Origin of the sequence: Salmonella sp. 32070601201500089SM (assembly GCF_017573605.1) — a bacterium.
GTDB lineage: Bacteria > Pseudomonadota > Gammaproteobacteria > Enterobacterales > Enterobacteriaceae > Salmonella > Salmonella enterica.
In genome coordinates, this window is record NZ_JAGETK010000006.1 from 115,841 (window position 1) to 133,443 (window position 17,603).

Genomic DNA, 17,603 nt, shown 5'->3' on the forward strand with positions numbered 1-17,603 from the left:
GAAGATTTATCGGCAATAATGTTACTAACTTTATGATATTGATCGCTTTTTATTTCGGAGCATTATTAGTAAGTAATATTTATTGTTCACAGAAAGATGAACCAAAAGTGACATAAATTGGCACTAATAATGAAAGAAATACGCTAAAAGGTTAACCATTTCTTATTTATTAACTGAGTTTATACCTATTAATAGGTAGACAAGGGAGAAGGAATAAATATCACATTATTTTTAACATCACAGGCCACTGATACTCTCTATGATGGCAGGCACCGCCTTCTATCAGAGCGCATCCGCCCGGTAAGCTTGTTGCTACCGGGCGGACGTCATTACCGTTGCGACCTACAAATAAATTTAATGCAGTACCGTGACCGCATCCTCCAGCCGGCTGGCACGGTGTTTTACCATCGCGGAGACTTGTGCGCTCTCTTCCACCAGCGCCGCATTCTTCTGGGTTATGCGGTTCAACTCGTCCACGGCGCGAGTCAGGCTGGAAAGCCCATCTGTCTGTTCCTGCGTCGACTGGCTGATCCGTGCGATAAGCAGGGTGACATTTTGCACCTGGGCTACAATGTCATCCATGGTACGGCCTGCGGCGTGAACCTGCTCGGAGCCTGACTGCACCTTTGTTGCGCTGGCGTCAATTAATTTACGAATATCGTTCGCCGCATTAGCGCTACGGCTGGCAAGATGACGTACCTCGCCAGCAACCACGGCAAACCCTTTCCCCTGCTCGCCCGCTCTCGCCGCTTCTACCGCCGCATTCAGCGCCAGGATATTCGTCTGAAAAGCGATATCGTTAATTAGCGTGGTGATCGTCCCGATACGTTGCGTACTGTGAGCGATATCATCCATCGTTTTAATCACCGTATCCATCGCCTCACCTCCCTGAGTCGCCGCGCTACTGGCCGCCATGGAAAGCTTATCCGCAGCGGAAGCCGTCTCGGAATTGAGCTTCACGGACTCCGCCATCTGGTTCATGGTCGTTACCGTTTCCTGAACATTCTCCACGGTCTGACGGGTGTGTTCGTTCAGATCATTGTTACCCTTCGCCAGCCTTTCACTGCCGTTTCTGACGCTGGAAACCTGACTTGATACGTCATTGATCAGCCAGCGGCACATCAAGCCAAGCTGCCCCACGGCCCTCAGCGTCAGCCCCAACTCATCGCTACGATTAAGGTGTTGTACGCTGTTGCGTTCGCCGGTCGCCACTTTCAGCGCCTGCGTCGCCACATTTTCAATGGGACGCACAATTTGCCATTCAAATAGCGCCGTACCTGCCAGCATCGCCAACGCGCCCAACAACAACGCCTGCCATGAGGCATCCGTACCGAACAGCGCCAACGCCAGCATTACGGCCATTAGCCCCATAATGCTACGCACTCGCCAGCGAACAGGCATAGCGGGCAGTTTGCCCAGCAAGCCCTGACGAACCACCAGGCCTTTATGAATACGTTTACTACACCGCCCTTCATTTAGCGCCTGATATAAAGGCTCGACGGCGGCAATCTCATCATCCGTGGCGCGGGTACGGATCGACATATATCCCGTCACACGCCCTTCACGTATCATCGGTACCGCGTTGGCCCGCACCCAATAATGGTCGCCGTTTTTACGCCGGTTTTTCACAATGCCGCTCCACGGTTCGCCCTGTTTTAGGGTGTACCACATATCTGCGAAGGCAGCTTTCGGCATATCCGGATGACGCACCAGATTATGTGGCTGCGCCAGTAACTCGTTTAACTGATAGCCGCTCACCTGGACAAAAGTGTCATTGGCGTGAGTGATATAGCTTTCCAGGTCGGTCGTAGACATCAGAGTGGTATCATCATCCAGCGGGGTATTTAGCTGGCTGACGTAGGGATGAGAAGACATGATAGCGTCCTGTGCAGGTTATCTGGATGTTAATTTTTCGCTCAGATGTTATTTCGGCGCTAATCTATTTATCTTTAGTTGTTAAAATTGCTCTGGATCGCAATTTGCGATTAATCCTTAATATTTGTACGATTTTCACCTCATCCTGCGCCTTATTTTCATTATGAAATTGTTTAGCGTGGACAACCTTTTTCTTTAAAATCTGCCCTGGCTCACCTTTTTCTCACGCCGCCTCTAACGCAACACACCGTAAACCGTAAAACAAGATCTGCTCAAAATGCATCCAATTGTTAACACATGACATTAAATGTTGTGTAAATGTGATTGTTCCTGGTGTTTATCCCGATTTTCACTATGGGCTTAGACCCCCGCTAATCCCTGCAATACTTAATTCAGTATCATGTGATACACGGCCCTCTGGAGCTCATTTTGAACAGGTTACCTTCCAGCGCATCGGCTTTGGCCTGTAGCGCGCACGCACTGAATCTCATCGAGAAGCGAACGCTAAACCATGAGGAAATGAAAGCACTAAACCGAGAGGTCATTGACTACTTTAAAGAGCATGTAAATCCAGGATTTCTGGAATACCGGAAATCTGTTACCGCCGGCGGGGATTACGGAGCCGTAGAGTGGCAAGCGGGCAGTTTGAATACGCTTGTCGACACCCAGGGGCAGGAGTTTATCGACTGTCTTGGGGGGTTTGGCATCTTTAACGTGGGGCACCGTAATCCTGTTGTGGTATCCGCCGTCCAGAATCAACTCGCAAAACAACCTCTCCACAGCCAGGAGTTACTTGACCCCTTGCGGGCGATGCTGGCAAAAACGCTGGCGGCGCTGACACCGGGGAAACTCAAGTACAGCTTTTTCTGTAACAGCGGCACCGAATCCGTCGAAGCGGCGCTAAAACTGGCAAAAGCGTATCAGTCGCCGCGCGGCAAGTTTACCTTTATCGCCACCAGCGGCGCATTTCATGGCAAATCATTGGGCGCGCTCTCCGCCACGGCCAAATCCACCTTCCGCAGACCCTTTATGCCTTTACTGCCGGGCTTCCGCCATGTGCCGTTTGGCAATATCGACGCGATGAGCATGGCATTTAGCGAAGGCAAAAAAACGGGCGACGAGATAGCAGCCGTGATTTTGGAGCCTATTCAGGGTGAAGGCGGCGTGATCCTGCCGCCGCAGGGATACCTGACAGAGGTACGTAAGCTCTGTGACGAATTCGGCGCGCTGATGATTCTGGATGAAGTACAAACCGGCATGGGGCGTACCGGCAAGATGTTTGCCTGTGAGCACGAAAATGTGCAGCCTGATATTCTGTGTCTGGCGAAAGCCCTGGGCGGCGGCGTGATGCCGATTGGCGCCACCATCGCGACTGAAGAGGTGTTTTCGGTTCTGTTCGACAACCCCTTCCTGCATACCACCACTTTTGGCGGTAATCCGCTGGCTTGTGCTGCCGCGCTGGCGACCATTAACGTCCTGCTGGAACAAAATCTCCCGGCCCAGGCGGAACAAAAAGGCGATACGCTCCTGGATGGTTTTCGACAACTTGCGCGTGAGTATCCCAATCTGGTACACGATGCGCGCGGCAAAGGTATGTTGATGGCCATTGAATTTGTCGACAACGAAACGGGCTACCGTTTTGCCAGTGAGATGTTCCGTCAACGCGTGCTGGTCGCTGGTACGCTGAATAATGCGAAAACAATTCGTATTGAGCCACCGCTCACGCTAACCATTGAACTGTGCGAACAGGTATTGAAATCAGCGCGTAATGCGCTGGCGGCAATGCAGGTGAGCGTTGAAGAGGTTTAAAAACGATGCCGGATGGCGCTGTGCTTATCCGGCCTGTTTTCCCCGGGTCGCGGCCTCTTTTTTGAATCCCATCACAATCACCACATTCCCCTTTTCCCTTTTACCTCGCGACGGCTACAGTAGTAACTCATCCGACCACATAACAATAATTTTACATACTGGATACGCTTATGAGCTACCCATCGCTGTTCGCCCCGCTCGATCTGGGCTTTACTACTCTCAGAAACCGCGTGCTGATGGGATCGATGCACACGGGTCTGGAAGAACATCCTGATGGCGCTGAGCGCCTGGCGGCATTTTATGCCGAGCGCGCACGACACGGCGTAGCGTTAATCGTCACCGGCGGTATTGCGCCCGTTCCCTCCGGGGTCGTGATGACCGGCGGCGCGATGCTGAACGACGCCAGCCAATTAACGCCTCACCGCGTGGTGACCGATGCCGTACATGCGGAAGGCGGTAAAATCGCGCTGCAAATTCTGCACACCGGGCGTTACAGCTATCAGCCGCACCTGGTCGCGCCGTCGGCAATTCAGGCGCCAATCAACCGCTTTATGCCACATGAACTGACGCATGATGAAATCTTGCAGTTAATCGACGACTTCGCGCATTGCGCGCAGCTGGCGCGGGAAGCAGGCTACGACGGCGTAGAGGTGATGGGATCAGAGGGCTATCTGATTAATGAATTTCTCACCCGGCGAACTAACCATCGCGATGACGAATGGGGCGGCGACTATGCCAATCGTATGCGCTTCGCGGTTGAGGTAGTACGCGCGGTACGCCAGCGGGTAGGGAACGACTTTATTATTATCTATCGCCTGTCGATGCTCGATCTGGTGGAAAATGGCGGCACGTTCGACGAAACGGTACAACTGGCGCAAGCCATTGAAGCCGCAGGCGCAAGCCTAATTAATACCGGCATTGGCTGGCATGAGGCGCGAATCCCGACCATCGCCACGCCAGTACCGCGTGGCGCCTTTAGCTGGGTGACGCGGAAACTCAAAGGTCATGTGTCGGTTCCGCTGATCGCGACCAATCGCATTAACGATCCGCAGGTCGCCGAGACGATCCTGACGCGCGGCGATGCCGATATGGTGTCGATGGCGCGTCCCTTCCTTGCCGATGCCGAATTCCTGACTAAAGCGCAATCCGGACGCGCAGATGAGATCAACACCTGTATCGGCTGTAATCAGTCCTGTCTGGATCGGATCTTCATCGGCAAAGTGACCTCCTGTCTGGTGAACCCACGCGCCTGTCACGAAACCCACATGCCGATAACGCCGGCCATACGCAAAAAGAACCTGGCCGTTGTCGGCGCAGGCCCGGCGGGGCTGGCTTTCGCGATTAACGCCGCGTCGCGCGGCCATCATGTCACGCTGTTTGACGCCCAGAGTGAAATTGGCGGTCAGTTTACTATCGCCAGGCAGATCCCGGGTAAAGAGGAGTTTTACGAAACGCTGCGCTACTACCGTCGAATGATCGATGTTACTGGCGTTACGCTGAAACTAAACCAACAGGTGCACGCAGAGGATCTTCAGCCGTTTGACGAAGCAATCCTCGCCTGCGGAATAGTACCGCGCCGCCCGCCGATAGACGGTATCGATCATCCAAAAGTATTGACCTACCTGGAGGTATTACGCGATAAAGCGCCGGTTGGTAAGCGAGTGGCGATCATCGGCTGCGGCGGGATCGGTTTTGACACGGCCATGTATCTGAGCCAGCACGGCGAATCCACCAGCCAAAATATTGCTGAATTTTGTACGGAATGGGGAATTGATACCAGCCTGCAACAGGCAGGCGGTCTGCGCCCGGAAGGCCCGCGCCTGGCACGTAGTCCACGGCAAATCGTCATGCTGCAACGCAAAGCCAGCAAGCCGGGCGAAGGGTTAGGTAAAACCACCGGCTGGATCCATCGCGCGACGTTACTGGCGCGCGGCGTGAAGATGATCCCGGCGGTCAGTTACCAGAAGATCGACGACGACGGATTACATCTCTTGATCGGCGGCGAACCGCAGTTGCTGGAAGTGGATCATGTGGTGATCTGCGCCGGACAGGAACCCCGCCGCGAGCTGGCGGACCCGTTACGCGCCGCAGGTAAAACGGTACATCTTATCGGCGGATGCGATGTCGCGATGGAGCTGGATGCCCGACGGGCGATTGCCCAGGGCACCCGACTGGCGCTGGAGATTTAACGACTTTGCCTGATGGCGCTGCACTTATCGGGCCTATGCCGTCATACCGGTTTTATAGGCCGGTATGACGCTTGAGCGCCTTATCGACGGCGCCCCTGCTTCACCGCTTTCAAAATAACAAACTTATTGTTGGTTGCTATCGTCGCGCAATTACCGAAAATCTTCTTCAGCTTGTGGAAATAGTCCAGATGGCGGTTCGCCACAATATACAGTTCGCCGTTGATTTTCAGGCAGCGGCGGGCATGATGGAACATCTCCCAGGCGATATTATCCGTCAGCGCATGTTTCTGGTGGAACGGCGGATTGCAGAACACCGCGTTAAAACGGAACGGCTCCACGCCGGAGAGCGCGTTGTTGATCATAAATTCGCAGCGTTCGAACGCTTCCGGCAGGTTCGTTTCTACATTCAAACGGCTGGAATCTACCGCCATCGGCGATTCATCGACAAATACCACGTTCGCCTGCGGATTTTTCGCCAGTAAGCTCAGGCCAATCACCCCATTGCCGCAGCCGAGATCGACAATCTCCCCGTCGAGGTTTTCCGGCAAATGCTGCATAAAGAAGCGCGCGCCGATATCCAATCCGGTACGAGAAAACACATTCGCGTGGTTGTGAATCGTCCAGCCTGTATCTTCCAGTTTCCAGCTTAGCGTTTGCGGCGCGTCGGCCAGTTGCGGATGACTGAAGGTACAGTTAATCAGGCGCGCTTTCTTCCACGCCAGCGTCGTCGTGGTTGGGCCCAGCACTTTTTCAAACAGTTCCAGCGTAGAGGTATGAATATCACGCGCTTTCGCGCCGGCGATAATACGCGTTTGCGCCGTAACGACCTTACGCAAAGCGCGTAACTGCTGTTCCAGCAATGCCAGTGTTTTCGGTACCTTAATCAATACCACGCCCGGCGCCTGCGGGTAGTCAGCGGTACTGTCGAGAAACGTTACGCTGGACTCCGCGATGCCGTTATGGCGTAAATTCTCTCGCGTACCCAGTTCGCTTAAATACGAATCGCCAATACTGTATGGCGAATGCTCCGCCAGCGCACAGCTTAGCGCGCCAAACGTATCATTCAGGATCAGCACCGGGCCGCGAATTTCCGTCTCATCCAACTGTTGCAGCAGATACTCATCGGCCGCCTCCCACGCCAGAAGCGGGTTAACATCATCCGTTTGCGGAAAACGTTTCAGCGTCAGTGAACGGAAACCGTCGTCTACGTGGCTCATTAGGCCTCCTGAATGGTAAAATTGCGGCGTTATCCCTGAAAAGGGTGCGTGAGTATACACTTTTTATCAGCAACATGGAGCTTTGATGACCTCACTAACTTACCTTCAGGGGTATCCTGAACATCTCCTTGCCCAGGTGCGCGCCTTAATCGCCGAGCAGCGCCTGGGAGCAGTGCTGGAAAAACGTTATCCCGGCGCGCATGATTACGCCACTGACAAAGCGCTATATCACTATACTCAGGAACTGAAAAGTCAGTTTCTGCGCAATGCGCCGCCCATTAATAAAGTGATGTATGACAGCAAGATCCATGTGCTGAAAAATGCGCTGGGACTGCATACCGCTGTCTCGCGCGTTCAGGGCGGCAAGCTCAAGGCAAAGGCGGAGATCCGCGTCGCCACCGTGTTTCGTAACGCCCCGGAGCCATTCTTACGGATGATTGTGGTTCACGAGCTGGCGCACCTGAAAGAGAAAGATCATAACAAAGCGTTTTATCAGCTCTGCTGCCATATGGAGCCGCAGTACCATCAACTGGAGTTTGATACGCGACTGTGGCTGACGCATCAGGCGCTGTCGGCACAATAAATTCTGAAAATGCCCCTTCCCCCGTATCTTTTTAACGGCGTGGGCATAAAATCGGCGCGTTCACATTTCGCTCATTGCCTGCCGCCACGTCAAGGATGACGATCTGTAGAGGGTATTTTTTATCCACCGCCAACGGAACCGCGCAACAACCATGCTCTCACAATGTGCCCGTTTTATCCGCCGCCTCTGTTTTACACGCCGGGCGTTAACAGTGGCGTGTTTTCTGCTTGTCGCAGCAGGCGTCGCGCTTTTCTATTCCAACTGGCTTATCGTCAACGCCTCGCAGCATCTGACATGGAATGATATTCAGACCGTTCCCGCCCGCAACGTCGGGCTGGTGTTAGGCGCCAAACCCGGCAATCGGTATTTTACCCGGCGGATTAATACTGCCGCCGCGTTGTATCACGCCGGTAAAGTGAAGTGGCTGTTAGTCAGCGGCGATAACGGCAAAAAAGAGTACGATGAACCTTCGGCGATGCAGCAGGCGCTGATAGCGAAAGGTGTGCCGGAAGCGGCCATTTTTTGTGATTATGCCGGATTCTCCACGCTGGACTCCGTAGTTCGCGCCCGGAAAGTGTTTGGCGAAAGCCGCATTACGATTATCTCGCAAGCATTCCATAATCAACGGGCGATCTGGCTGGCGCAACAATATGGCATTGACGCTATCGGCGTTAACGCGCCGGATCTGAATAAAAGGCACGGAACCTACACACGACTTCGGGAAAAGCTGGCGCGGGTTAGCGCGGTGCTGGATGCCAAAATTTTGCACCGTCAGCCTAAATATCTGGGCGCTGGCGTCACTATTGGGGCTGATAGCGCACACGGGTGCCCTTCTCGCCAGTAAAATGCCAGAGTGCGTCGCAGCGCACTGGCAAGGGCGGAAAGGCGTGCTACATTGACGAAAAATCCCTTTCTGGAGTCCGCTGACGTTTATGATACGTTTCGCTGTAATTGGGACTAACTGGATCACGCGCCAGTTTGTCGACGCCGCCCATGAAACCGGCAAATTCAGGCTCGCCGCCGTTTACTCCCGTAGTCTTGAACAGGCGCAGTCTTTCGCAAATGATTATCCCGTCGAGCATCTGTTTACCTCGCTGGAAGCGATGGCGCAAAGCGACGCGATTGAGGCGGTTTATATCGCCAGCCCGAATTCCCTGCATTTCTCCCAGACGCAGCGCTTTTTGCAGCATAAAAAGCATGTCATGTGCGAAAAGCCGCTGGCTTCTAACCTGGCGGAGGTTGATGCCGCTATCGCCTGCGCGCGCGATAATCAGCGGGTACTGTTTGAAGCCTTTAAAACCGCCTGCCTGCCCAATTTCCTGCTGCTGCGGGAATCGTTGCCGAAAATCGGCAGAATGCATAAAGCATTCCTAAATTACTGCCAGTACTCTTCACGTTATCAGCGCTATCTGAACGGTGAAAATCCGAATACGTTTAATCCGGCCTTCTCCAATGGTTCGATTATGGATATCGGGTATTACTGTCTGGCGTCGGCGATCGCGCTATGGGGCGAGCCGCGCAGTGTTCAGGCGTCGGCGAATTTATTGGAAAGCGGAGTAGATGCGCACGGCGTCGTGGTTATGGATTACGGCGATTTTAGCGTCACGCTACAGCATTCCAAAGTCAGCGACTCGGTACTGGCCAGTGAAATTCAGGGCGAGAGGGGATCGCTGGTCATTGAAAAGCTGTCGGAATGCCAGAAAGTGTGTTTTGCGCCGCGCGGCGCGCTGATGCAGGATCTGACACAGCCTCAGCATATTAATACCATGCTGTATGAAGCCGGGGCGTTTGCCCAGCTTATTGAAAACCACGCCGTGGAACATCCGGGGTTGTCGCTAAGTCGCGCCACGGCAAAATGGCTGACAGAAATACGCCGTCAAACCGGGGTCATCTTCCCGGCGGACGATCTGACTTATCCCCTTACTGCGTAAAATTATGTAAATCGTATGTTACAGGTCATTGACTCTACGCGTGGCCTGTCATACTTTGTTACGCGCAAAGGGGAGTAACTTCATTGCCGGTCGATCGTCATTACGATGTGTGCAAAACCACATCCGGTCACCGGGCAGCCATAAAGGAATGCGTCAGCGTATTCCTTTATTGTTGTAAGTGAGACCTTGCCGAATGGCAAGGTCTATGCATAAAAGCAACGGCTAATGCCATTCGGCGTTAGCCGTTTTTTTTTGCATGGGGAGAAATAATGAATACTGTTGGTACGCCATTATTATGGGGTGGATTCGCGGTTGTTGTGGTGATAATGCTATCCATCGACCTGTTGTTGCAGGGACGCCGTGGCGCACATGCTATGTCGATGAAACAAGCGGCAGGATGGTCAATCCTGTGGGTAACGCTCTCGCTACTGTTTAACGCCGCTTTCTGGTGGTATCTGGCTGAAACGCAAGGGCGCGAAGTTGCTGACCCGCAGGCATTAGCGTTCCTTACCGGCTATCTGATTGAAAAGTCGCTGGCCGTAGATAACGTCTTTGTCTGGCTGATGCTGTTTAGCTATTTCTCCGTCCCTCCGGCTCTGCAACGCCGGGTGTTGGTGTATGGGGTTCTTGGCGCGATCGTGTTGCGTACTATCATGATTTTCGCCGGTACCTGGCTTATCACTCAGTTCGAATGGCTGCTGTATGTGTTCGGTGCCTTCCTGCTGTTTACCGGCGTAAAAATGGCGCTGGCGAAGGAAGACGAATCCGGCATTGGCGAAAAACCGATGGTGCGTTGGCTGCGCGGGCATCTGCGCATGACTGATACGATCGAGAACGAGCACTTTTTCGTACGTAAAAACGGCCTGCTGTATGCCACGCCGCTGCTGCTGGTGCTGATTATGGTTGAGTTCAGCGATGTGATCTTCGCCGTTGACAGTATTCCGGCGATCTTTGCGGTCACCACCGACCCGTTCATCGTACTGACCTCTAACCTGTTTGCCATCTTAGGACTGCGCGCGATGTACTTCCTGCTGTCCGGCGTGGCGGAACGCTTCTCGATGCTGAAATATGGTCTGGCGGTCATTCTGGTCTTTATCGGCATTAAGATGCTGATCGTCGACTTCTACCATATTCCTATCGCGATTTCGCTGGGCGTAGTGTTTGGTATTCTGACCATTACGCTGGTGATTAACGCCTGGGTTAACCATCAGCGCGATAAGAAACTACGAGCGCAATAATCTTTTATCGGGGTAAACCTGCCCCGTCAAAAACGCCCGGCAGCGCACACCTGTCGGGCGTTTTTGTTTAACATGTCACAATACTGTTAATATAAAGTTATAAAACATGATCACAGCAAAAAATCCAGGATATTTCGCTTCCCGAACCTTCAACTTTCCTTATACTCAACCAGGCAAACACTTTGTTACATCCTGAAAGATGCGCCGTAAGAGCGTGCAGGGGATGACCAGCAACACAATACAAGGAATATGAAATGGCTACGCAACGAGCATCAGGGCTACTGCAGCGTTTAGCGCAAGGCAGTCTGGTTAAACAAATTTTAGTGGGTCTGGTACTGGGGATTTTACTGGCATGGATTTCTAAGCCTGCGGCAGAAGCGGTTGGCTTGCTTGGCACCCTGTTCGTCGGCGCCTTAAAAGCGGTCGCCCCCGTTCTGGTGCTGATGCTGGTAATGGCCTCGATCGCCAACCACCAGCACGGCCAAAAAACCAATATTCGCCCTATTCTCTTTCTTTACCTGCTAGGCACCTTTTCAGCCGCGCTGGCGGCCGTTGTGTTCAGCTTCGCCTTCCCTTCAACGCTGCATCTGTCCAGTAGCGCCCAGGATATCGTGCCGCCGTCCGGCATTGTAGAAGTCTTGCGCGGTCTGCTGATGAGTATGGTGTCGAACCCCATCGACGCGCTGCTGAACGCTAACTATATCGGGATTCTGGTGTGGGCCGTCGGTCTGGGATTTGCCCTGCGTCATGGCAATGAAACCACCAAAAACCTCGTGAACGATATGTCTAACGCCGTGACCTTTATGGTGAAACTGGTGATCCGTTTCGCGCCAGTCGGTATTTTTGGTCTGGTTTCATCAACGCTTGCAACCACCGGCTTCTCCACCCTGTGGGGCTATGCGCACCTGCTGGTCGTCTTGATTGGCTGTATGCTGCTGGTCGCGCTGGTGGTCAACCCGCTGTTGGTATTCTGGAAAATTCGTCGCAACCCTTATCCGCTGGTGTTCGCCTGCCTGCGTGAAAGCGGCGTTTATGCCTTCTTTACCCGCAGCTCTGCCGCCAATATTCCAGTGAATATGGCGCTGTGCGAAAAACTGAATCTGGACAGGGATACTTACTCCGTTTCCATTCCGCTGGGCGCCACCATCAATATGGCCGGCGCGGCAATTACCATTACGGTTCTGACGTTGGCGGCAGTTCATACGTTAGGCGTCCCGGTGGATCTGCCTACAGCGCTGCTGCTGAGCGTGGTGGCCTCGCTGTGTGCTTGCGGCGCCTCCGGCGTGGCAGGCGGTTCATTGCTGCTGATCCCGCTGGCGTGCAACATGTTTGGCATCCCGAACGATATCGCGATGCAGGTAGTAGCGGTCGGCTTTATTATCGGCGTATTGCAGGATTCGTGTGAAACGGCGCTGAACTCATCTACCGATGTTCTGTTCACTGCGGCAGCCTGCCAGGCAGAGGACGAACGTCTGGCGAATAACGCCTTGCGTAGCTAAGTGATTATCGATGCCGGATGGCGTATGCCATCCGGCGTAACGATAGATCTGAATCTCCCAATCCGTAGGCTGTGACGTAAAGCGAATTTATATCCACACGCAACATCCTCGCGTAACGTTATATGTAGATGGCGTCTGCCGCGGCGCTCGGTCAGCGTAAAGTATAAAGTGTCAGCCTGTGTAAATCCTCTCGCCACCCTCCCTTGCGATAAGCAAAATCAAAGCTCAACGACGCGTAATTTCTATAACGGACTTCGTCGACCTTTGTTACAATTAGATGCATTTTGAATTTTTGTGTGTTAGTGCTTGCTTACTTCACAACTTAACAAGGAATAGTTCAGGCCGCGAATTTGCCGTTTCCGCAACGCTGATAAAAACTCCAACTCTGTTGCGGCAGTGCAAACCTCAGATCACCGGCGTGACGTTAACCGATTCTCCAGGAATACTGAATGGAACTACTGACTCAATTGCTGAATGCCCTGTGGGCTCAGGACTTTGAAACACTGGCCAATCCTTCCATGATTGGCATGTTATATTTTGTGTTATTTATGATTTTGTTTCTGGAAAATGGGCTGCTCCCTGCCGCCTTTTTGCCTGGCGACAGCCTGTTGATCCTGGTCGGCGTGCTGATCGCCAAAGGCGCGATGGGTTTTCCACAAACCATTTTGCTGCTTACCGTCGCGGCCAGCCTGGGTTGCTGGGTGAGCTATATTCAGGGCCGCTGGCTGGGGAATACCCGCACCGTGCAAAACTGGCTCTCTCATCTCCCCGCACATTATCATCAACGCGCCCATCACCTTTTCCATAAACACGGTCTGTCGGCATTATTGATAGGCCGTTTTATCGCGTTTGTCAGAACGCTGCTGCCCACCATTGCCGGCATATCCGGCCTGAATAACGCGCGCTTTCAGTTCTTCAACTGGATGAGCGGCTTGTTGTGGGTGCTTATCCTGACGTCGCTGGGCTATCTGCTGGGCAAAACGCCCGTCTTTATGAAATATGAAGATCAGTTAATGTCATGCCTGATGCTGCTGCCCGTGGTGCTGCTCTTTTTTGGCCTGGCGGGTTCACTGGTCATGCTGTGGAAAAAGAAGTATGGGAGCCGGGGATAACTTATGCTTAAACCACGCATAACTGCCCGACAACTCATTTGGATCAGCGCTTTTCTACTGATGCTGACCATACTCATGATGACGTGGTCAACGCTGCGTCAGCAAGAGTCGACGCTGGCCATTCGCGCGGTTAACCAGGGCGCCAGTATGCCAGACGGCTTCTCAGTTCTGCATCATCTGGATGCGAACGGCATTCATTTTAAAAGCATTACGCCTAAAAATGACATGTTGCTCATTACCTTCGATTCCCCTGCGCAAAGCGCCGCAGCAAAAACAGTGCTTGATCAAACGTTACCACACGGTTATGTCGTCGCTCAGCAGGACGATGACAACGAAACGGTACAGTGGCTGTCCCGCTTACGGGAAAGCTCACACCGCTTTGGCTAACCTCCAGGAATCCGAATCATATCACTCACTTTGGTGATTTCATTGTTTAATGACTATGATTAATAAAGCGGTGTTTAACCCACCGCGTTATTATCGGGATCACCGCCCCGGACAACGGGTCCGAACATAAGGGAAAGTTCAGGAATGAAATACCGCATCGCTTTGGCTATCACGCTTTTTACACTTAGCGCCGGTAGCTACGCTAATTCGCTTTGTCAGGAAAAAGAGCAGGATATACAAAAGGAAATTAGCCACGCTGAAAAGCACAACAATCAGCGCCGTATTGAGGGTCTGAACAAGGCGCTCAGCGAAGTACGCGCCAATTGTACTGACAGCAAGCTGCGCGCCGAGCATCAGAAAAAGATCGCTGAGCAAAAAGAAGAGGTAGCCGAACGCCAACGTGATTTAGCCGAGGCAAAAGCAAAAGGCGATGCGGATAAAATAGACAAACGTGAACGTAAGCTGGCCGAGGCTCAGGATGAGCTAAAAAAACTTGAGGCCAGAGACTACTAAATTAACGCCGAATGTAAATACTCACTCACCTGGAGAAAACTATGTCGAAAGATAACACTACGGAACATCTGCGCGCTGAGTTGAAATCCCTGACCGATACGCTTGAAGAAGTGCTGAGCTCTTCGGGCGAAAAGTCGAAAGAAGAGTTGAGTAAGATTCGTAGCAAAGCCGAGCGCGCGCTGAAAGAGAGCCGTTACCGCCTGGGCGAAACGGGTGATGTGATTGCCAAACAGACTCGCGTCGCCGCCGCCCGCGCCGATGATTATGTGCGCGAAAATCCCTGGACAGGCGTAGGCATTGGCGCCGCTGTCGGTCTGGTGTTGGGCGTACTGCTGACGCGTCGTTAATTATGGCGGACTCTCGACAGGCACAAGGACCAGGCAAAAGCGTACTGGGTATCGGGCAGCGGATTGTCACCATTATCGTTGAGATGGTGGAAACCCGGCTGCGACTGGCGGTAGTAGAACTGGAAGAAGAGAAAGCGAACCTCTTTCAGCTTTTGCTGATGGTAGGTCTTACCATGCTCTTCGCGGCGTTTGGCTTAATGAGCCTGATGGTTCTGGTCATCTGGGCTATCGATCCTCAGTACCGTTTGAACGCGATGATCGCTACCACAGTTGTGCTGTTAGTGCTTGCGCTAATCGGCGGCATCTGGACTTTGCGCAAAGCGCGTCAGTCCACGCTATTGCGCCATACGCGGCACGAACTGGCTAACGATCGGCAAATTCTGGAGGACGATCAGTCGTGAGCAGCAAAGGCGAACGCGAAAAACGTAAAGCGCTGCTTCTCAGTCAGATCCAGCAGCAACGGCTGGATCTGTCCACCAGCCGTCGCGACTGGCTGGAGACCACCGGCGCGTACGATCGCGGCTGGAATACGGTGTTAAGCCTGCGCTCCTGGGCGCTGGTCGGTAGCAGCGTAATGGCCATCTGGACCATCCGTCATCCTAATATGTTGGTACGCTGGGCGAAACGCGGCCTGGGTATCTGGAGCGCCTGGCGCCTGGTAAAAACTACCCTCCGTCAACAACAGCTCCGCGGTTAATATCTTTTCTTTTATAGCATCGCGCCATCAGGTTATCACCTGGTGGCGCGATACTTTTATGCATATCGTCTCTTTAGCAATCACTCAAATTTTTTGAAAAAATTTGGCAATTTTCCTTGCTAACAATTCCTGCACGCCACGTTTATGATTCTCTCCAGCGATAACAATGATGCGCCAAACCGCGTCATTGCTCATGAAAATAGCAGCAGCCGCCGAATCGGCCCCCTGGAGAATAAAATGAAAAAATTAGAAGATGTTGGTGTACTAATAGCGCGTATTTTAATGCCAGTTCTGTTTATTACCGCAGGATGGGGAAAAATTAGCGGCTATGCGGGCACACAGCAGTATATGGAAGCGATGGGCGTACCAGGATTCCTGCTGCCGCTCACCATACTGCTTGAGTTCGGCGGCGGTCTGGCGATTCTGCTGGGGTTCCTCACCCGCACCACTGCGCTTTTCACCGCTGGTTTTACGTTGCTGACGGCATTGATCTTCCATAGCAATTTTGCAGAAGGTGTAAACTCGCTGATGTTTATGAAAAACCTGACCATTGCCGGCGGATTCTTATTACTGGCGTTAACCGGGCCTGGCGCGTTCAGCCTTGACCGTCTGCTGAATAAAAAGTGGTAAGCAATCTATACTCAATTAAAAAAGCGAGGGAATAGCGCCTCGCTTTTGTCATCTGAAGGAGAGAGACATGGGACAACTGATCGATGGCGTCTGGCACGATACCTGGTATGACACCAAATCTTCCGGGGGGAAATTTCAGCGTTCAGCGTCGGCTTTCCGCAACTGGCTTACCGCTGACGGCGCGCCCGGACCTTCCGGCGAAGGCGGATTCGCCGCAGAAAAAGATCGTTACCATCTGTACGTTTCCCTTGCCTGTCCCTGGGCGCATCGCACGCTCATTTTCCGTAAACTGAAAGGTCTGGAGCCGTTTATTCCGGTTTCCGTCGTGAATCCATTGATGCTGGAAAACGGCTGGACGTTTGATGATACTTTTCCGGCGGCCACCGGCGATACCCTCTATCAGCATGAATTTCTCTACCAGTTGTATCTGCACGCCGATCCACACTACAGCGGCCGCGTCACCGTACCGGTCTTATGGGATAAAAAAAATCATACTATCGTCAGCAACGAGTCCGCCGAAATCATTCGTATGTTTAACTCCGCCTTCGATGGGCTGGGCGCTAAAGCCGGGGATTACTATCCCCCCGCGCTGCAAAGCAAAATTGACGAGTTAAACGGCTGGATTTATGACAACGTTAATAACGGCGTTTATAAAGCAGGCTTCGCCACCAGCCAGCAAGCGTATGATGAAGCGGTAGACAAGGTATTTACTGCGCTGGCGCGCCTGGAACAGATTCTCGGACAGCACCGCTATCTGACGGGCGACCAGTTGACCGAGGCGGATATCCGCTTATGGACGACCCTGGTACGCTTTGATCCGGTTTACGTGACTCATTTCAAATGCGACAAATACCGAATCAGCGACTACCTGAATCTGTACGGTTTCCTGCGCGATATCTATCAAATACCGGGCATTGCTGAAACCGTTAATCTTGACCATATTCGTCACCACTATTTCCGTAGCCATAAAACGATTAACCCCACAGGCATCATTTCCATCGGACCGTGGCAGGATCTGCTCGAACCTCACGGGCGCGACGTACGCTTTGGCTAATTTCAGGCGTCCTTCGGGACGCCTTATTAATAAATACCACAAATATTTACCAACATTTCATTCGCGGCTATTCTTAGTTTGATTACTTTAAAAACAAGTGATTGAACCATTATTGAGGCGAAAATGGATTGGTATTTAAAGGTTTTAAAAAATTATCTGGGATTTGGCGGCCGCGCGCGACGCAAAGAGTACTGGATGTTTATTCTGGTCAATATCATCTTTACCTTTGTGTTGGGCCTGCTGGACGCCATGCTTGGCTGGCAACGCGCCGGGGGTGAAGGCGTTCTGACCACCATTTACGGCGTTCTGATCTTTTTACCGTGGTGGGCCGTGCAGTTCCGTCGTCTGCATGACACTGACCGCTCCGCATGGTGGCTACTGTTGCTACTTATCCCCATTATCGGCTGGCTTATCATCATCGCGTTCAACTGCCAGAATGGTACGCCGGGCGACAACCGCTTCGGCCCCGATCCGAAACGTTTTTCCTGATGGCGGCGCGGCGCCGCTTTTAAAGCGCCGCGC

18 protein-coding genes are annotated in these 17,603 nt (G+C 52.7%); 16 read left to right on the forward strand and 2 right to left on the reverse strand.

The annotated features are described in order from the left end of the window. Window positions 1-354: 354 nt before the first annotated feature. Window positions 355-1,875 carry a PAS domain-containing methyl-accepting chemotaxis protein gene (locus tag J4728_RS11850; RefSeq protein ID WP_000094645.1) on the reverse strand — a complete coding sequence of 507 codons (1,521 nt, stop codon included), beginning with the start codon at window positions 1,873-1,875 and terminating at the stop codon, window positions 355-357. Window positions 1,876-2,304: 429 nt separating this feature from the next. Between J4728_RS11850 and ygjG the strand changes: the two genes are divergently transcribed. Together ygjG and J4728_RS11860 are read left to right on the forward strand one after the other, a co-directional pair. After that, window positions 2,305-3,684, forward strand: coding sequence for a putrescine aminotransferase (ygjG, locus tag J4728_RS11855; RefSeq protein WP_001520281.1), 1,380 nt, complete (start codon window positions 2,305-2,307; stop codon window positions 3,682-3,684). Between the two features lie 170 nt (window positions 3,685-3,854). Then, the gene (locus J4728_RS11860) at window positions 3,855-5,873 is read left to right on the forward strand and encodes an NADPH-dependent 2,4-dienoyl-CoA reductase (protein WP_208211791.1); all 2,019 of its coding nucleotides are present in this window, start codon (window positions 3,855-3,857) and stop codon (window positions 5,871-5,873) included. Window positions 5,874-5,953: 80 nt separating this feature from the next. Here J4728_RS11860 and rlmG read toward each other — a convergent pair whose 3' ends face one another. Next, window positions 5,954-7,090 carry a 23S rRNA (guanine(1835)-N(2))-methyltransferase RlmG gene (gene rlmG, locus J4728_RS11865; protein WP_000019989.1) on the reverse strand — a complete coding sequence of 379 codons (1,137 nt, stop codon included), beginning with the start codon at window positions 7,088-7,090 and terminating at the stop codon, window positions 5,954-5,956. An 85-nt stretch (window positions 7,091-7,175) separates the two neighbouring features. Here rlmG and J4728_RS11870 point away from each other — a divergent pair, with 85 nt between their 5' ends. From J4728_RS11870 to J4728_RS11935, 14 genes are all read left to right on the forward strand, one after another. Then, the gene (locus J4728_RS11870; protein WP_000202966.1) at window positions 7,176-7,673 is read left to right on the forward strand and encodes a M48 family metallopeptidase; all 498 of its coding nucleotides are present in this window, start codon (window positions 7,176-7,178) and stop codon (window positions 7,671-7,673) included. Window positions 7,674-7,824: 151 nt separating this feature from the next. After that, on the forward strand, window positions 7,825-8,517 hold the full coding sequence (locus J4728_RS11875) for a vancomycin high temperature exclusion protein (RefSeq protein ID WP_000951045.1): 693 nt from the start codon (window positions 7,825-7,827) through the stop codon (window positions 8,515-8,517). 88 nt (window positions 8,518-8,605) lie between these two features. Then, window positions 8,606-9,604 carry a Gfo/Idh/MocA family protein gene (locus J4728_RS11880; RefSeq protein ID WP_208211793.1) on the forward strand — a complete coding sequence of 333 codons (999 nt, stop codon included), beginning with the start codon at window positions 8,606-8,608 and terminating at the stop codon, window positions 9,602-9,604. Between the two features lie 269 nt (window positions 9,605-9,873). Continuing rightward, window positions 9,874-10,842: a TerC family protein gene (locus J4728_RS11885; RefSeq protein WP_001098833.1), complete on the forward strand. Its 969-nt coding sequence runs from the start codon at window positions 9,874-9,876 to the stop codon at window positions 10,840-10,842. Between the two features lie 254 nt (window positions 10,843-11,096). Continuing rightward, the gene (gene sstT / locus J4728_RS11890) at window positions 11,097-12,341 is read left to right on the forward strand and encodes a serine/threonine transporter SstT (RefSeq protein ID WP_000235363.1); all 1,245 of its coding nucleotides are present in this window, start codon (window positions 11,097-11,099) and stop codon (window positions 12,339-12,341) included. A 449-nt stretch (window positions 12,342-12,790) separates the two neighbouring features. Next, the gene (yqjA, locus tag J4728_RS11895) at window positions 12,791-13,453 is read left to right on the forward strand and encodes a DedA family general envelope maintenance protein YqjA (protein ID WP_000422141.1); all 663 of its coding nucleotides are present in this window, start codon (window positions 12,791-12,793) and stop codon (window positions 13,451-13,453) included. A gap of 3 nt (window positions 13,454-13,456) precedes the next feature. Then, window positions 13,457-13,840 (forward strand): EnvZ/OmpR regulon moderator MzrA, encoded by a 384-nt coding sequence (mzrA, locus tag J4728_RS11900; protein ID WP_000917516.1) that lies wholly within the window; start codon window positions 13,457-13,459, stop codon window positions 13,838-13,840. Window positions 13,841-13,984: 144 nt separating this feature from the next. Continuing rightward, window positions 13,985-14,353: a DUF1090 domain-containing protein gene (locus J4728_RS11905; protein WP_208211795.1), complete on the forward strand. Its 369-nt coding sequence runs from the start codon at window positions 13,985-13,987 to the stop codon at window positions 14,351-14,353. A 41-nt stretch (window positions 14,354-14,394) separates the two neighbouring features. Next, window positions 14,395-14,700 carry a YqjD family protein gene (locus tag J4728_RS11910; protein ID WP_000031219.1) on the forward strand — a complete coding sequence of 102 codons (306 nt, stop codon included), beginning with the start codon at window positions 14,395-14,397 and terminating at the stop codon, window positions 14,698-14,700. A 2-nt stretch (window positions 14,701-14,702) separates the two neighbouring features. Then, window positions 14,703-15,101 (forward strand): phage holin family protein, encoded by a 399-nt coding sequence (locus J4728_RS11915; RefSeq protein ID WP_000785626.1) that lies wholly within the window; start codon window positions 14,703-14,705, stop codon window positions 15,099-15,101. Continuing rightward, window positions 15,098-15,397, forward strand: a complete 300-nt coding sequence (locus J4728_RS11920; RefSeq protein WP_208211797.1) for a YqjK-like family protein — start codon at window positions 15,098-15,100, stop codon at window positions 15,395-15,397. The genes J4728_RS11915 and J4728_RS11920 overlap by 4 nt, the downstream gene beginning before the upstream one ends. 237 nt (window positions 15,398-15,634) lie before the next feature. Then, a complete protein-coding gene (locus J4728_RS11925; RefSeq protein WP_001592732.1) occupies window positions 15,635-16,027 on the forward strand; it encodes a DoxX family protein in 393 nt (130 codons plus the stop codon). Window positions 16,028-16,094: 67 nt separating this feature from the next. Further along, a complete protein-coding gene (locus J4728_RS11930) occupies window positions 16,095-17,081 on the forward strand; it encodes a glutathione S-transferase family protein (RefSeq protein WP_000531159.1) in 987 nt (328 codons plus the stop codon). Between the two features lie 123 nt (window positions 17,082-17,204). After that, entirely contained in the window at window positions 17,205-17,570 is a 366-nt protein-coding gene (locus J4728_RS11935) for a DUF805 domain-containing protein (RefSeq protein ID WP_000384139.1), read from the forward strand. Window positions 17,571-17,603 lie beyond the last annotated feature (33 nt).

Bases quoted from the DNA above. Each gene is read 5' to 3' on its own strand.
- sstT (WP_000235363.1), top strand. From the start codon at position 11,097: ATGGCTACGCAACGAGCATCAGGGCTACTGCAGCGTTTAGCGCAAGGC.
- yqjA (WP_000422141.1), top strand. From the start codon at position 12,791: ATGGAACTACTGACTCAATTGCTGAATGCCCTGTGGGCTCAGGACTTT.
- J4728_RS11925 (WP_001592732.1), top strand. From the start codon at position 15,635: ATGAAAAAATTAGAAGATGTTGGTGTACTAATAGCGCGTATTTTAATG.
- J4728_RS11910 (WP_000031219.1), top strand. From the start codon at position 14,395: ATGTCGAAAGATAACACTACGGAACATCTGCGCGCTGAGTTGAAATCC.
- J4728_RS11870 (WP_000202966.1), top strand. From the start codon at position 7,176: ATGACCTCACTAACTTACCTTCAGGGGTATCCTGAACATCTCCTTGCC.
- J4728_RS11875 (WP_000951045.1), top strand. From the start codon at position 7,825: ATGCTCTCACAATGTGCCCGTTTTATCCGCCGCCTCTGTTTTACACGC.
- J4728_RS11905 (WP_208211795.1), top strand. From the start codon at position 13,985: ATGAAATACCGCATCGCTTTGGCTATCACGCTTTTTACACTTAGCGCC.
- rlmG (WP_000019989.1), bottom strand. From the start codon at position 7,090: ATGAGCCACGTAGACGACGGTTTCCGTTCACTGACGCTGAAACGTTTT.
- J4728_RS11935 (WP_000384139.1), top strand. From the start codon at position 17,205: ATGGATTGGTATTTAAAGGTTTTAAAAAATTATCTGGGATTTGGCGGC.
- J4728_RS11885 (WP_001098833.1), top strand. From the start codon at position 9,874: ATGAATACTGTTGGTACGCCATTATTATGGGGTGGATTCGCGGTTGTT.
- J4728_RS11850 (WP_000094645.1), bottom strand. From the start codon at position 1,875: ATGTCTTCTCATCCCTACGTCAGCCAGCTAAATACCCCGCTGGATGAT.
- J4728_RS11880 (WP_208211793.1), top strand. From the start codon at position 8,606: ATGATACGTTTCGCTGTAATTGGGACTAACTGGATCACGCGCCAGTTT.
- J4728_RS11930 (WP_000531159.1), top strand. From the start codon at position 16,095: ATGGGACAACTGATCGATGGCGTCTGGCACGATACCTGGTATGACACC.
- J4728_RS11860 (WP_208211791.1), top strand. From the start codon at position 3,855: ATGAGCTACCCATCGCTGTTCGCCCCGCTCGATCTGGGCTTTACTACT.
- mzrA (WP_000917516.1), top strand. From the start codon at position 13,457: ATGCTTAAACCACGCATAACTGCCCGACAACTCATTTGGATCAGCGCT.
- J4728_RS11915 (WP_000785626.1), top strand. From the start codon at position 14,703: ATGGCGGACTCTCGACAGGCACAAGGACCAGGCAAAAGCGTACTGGGT.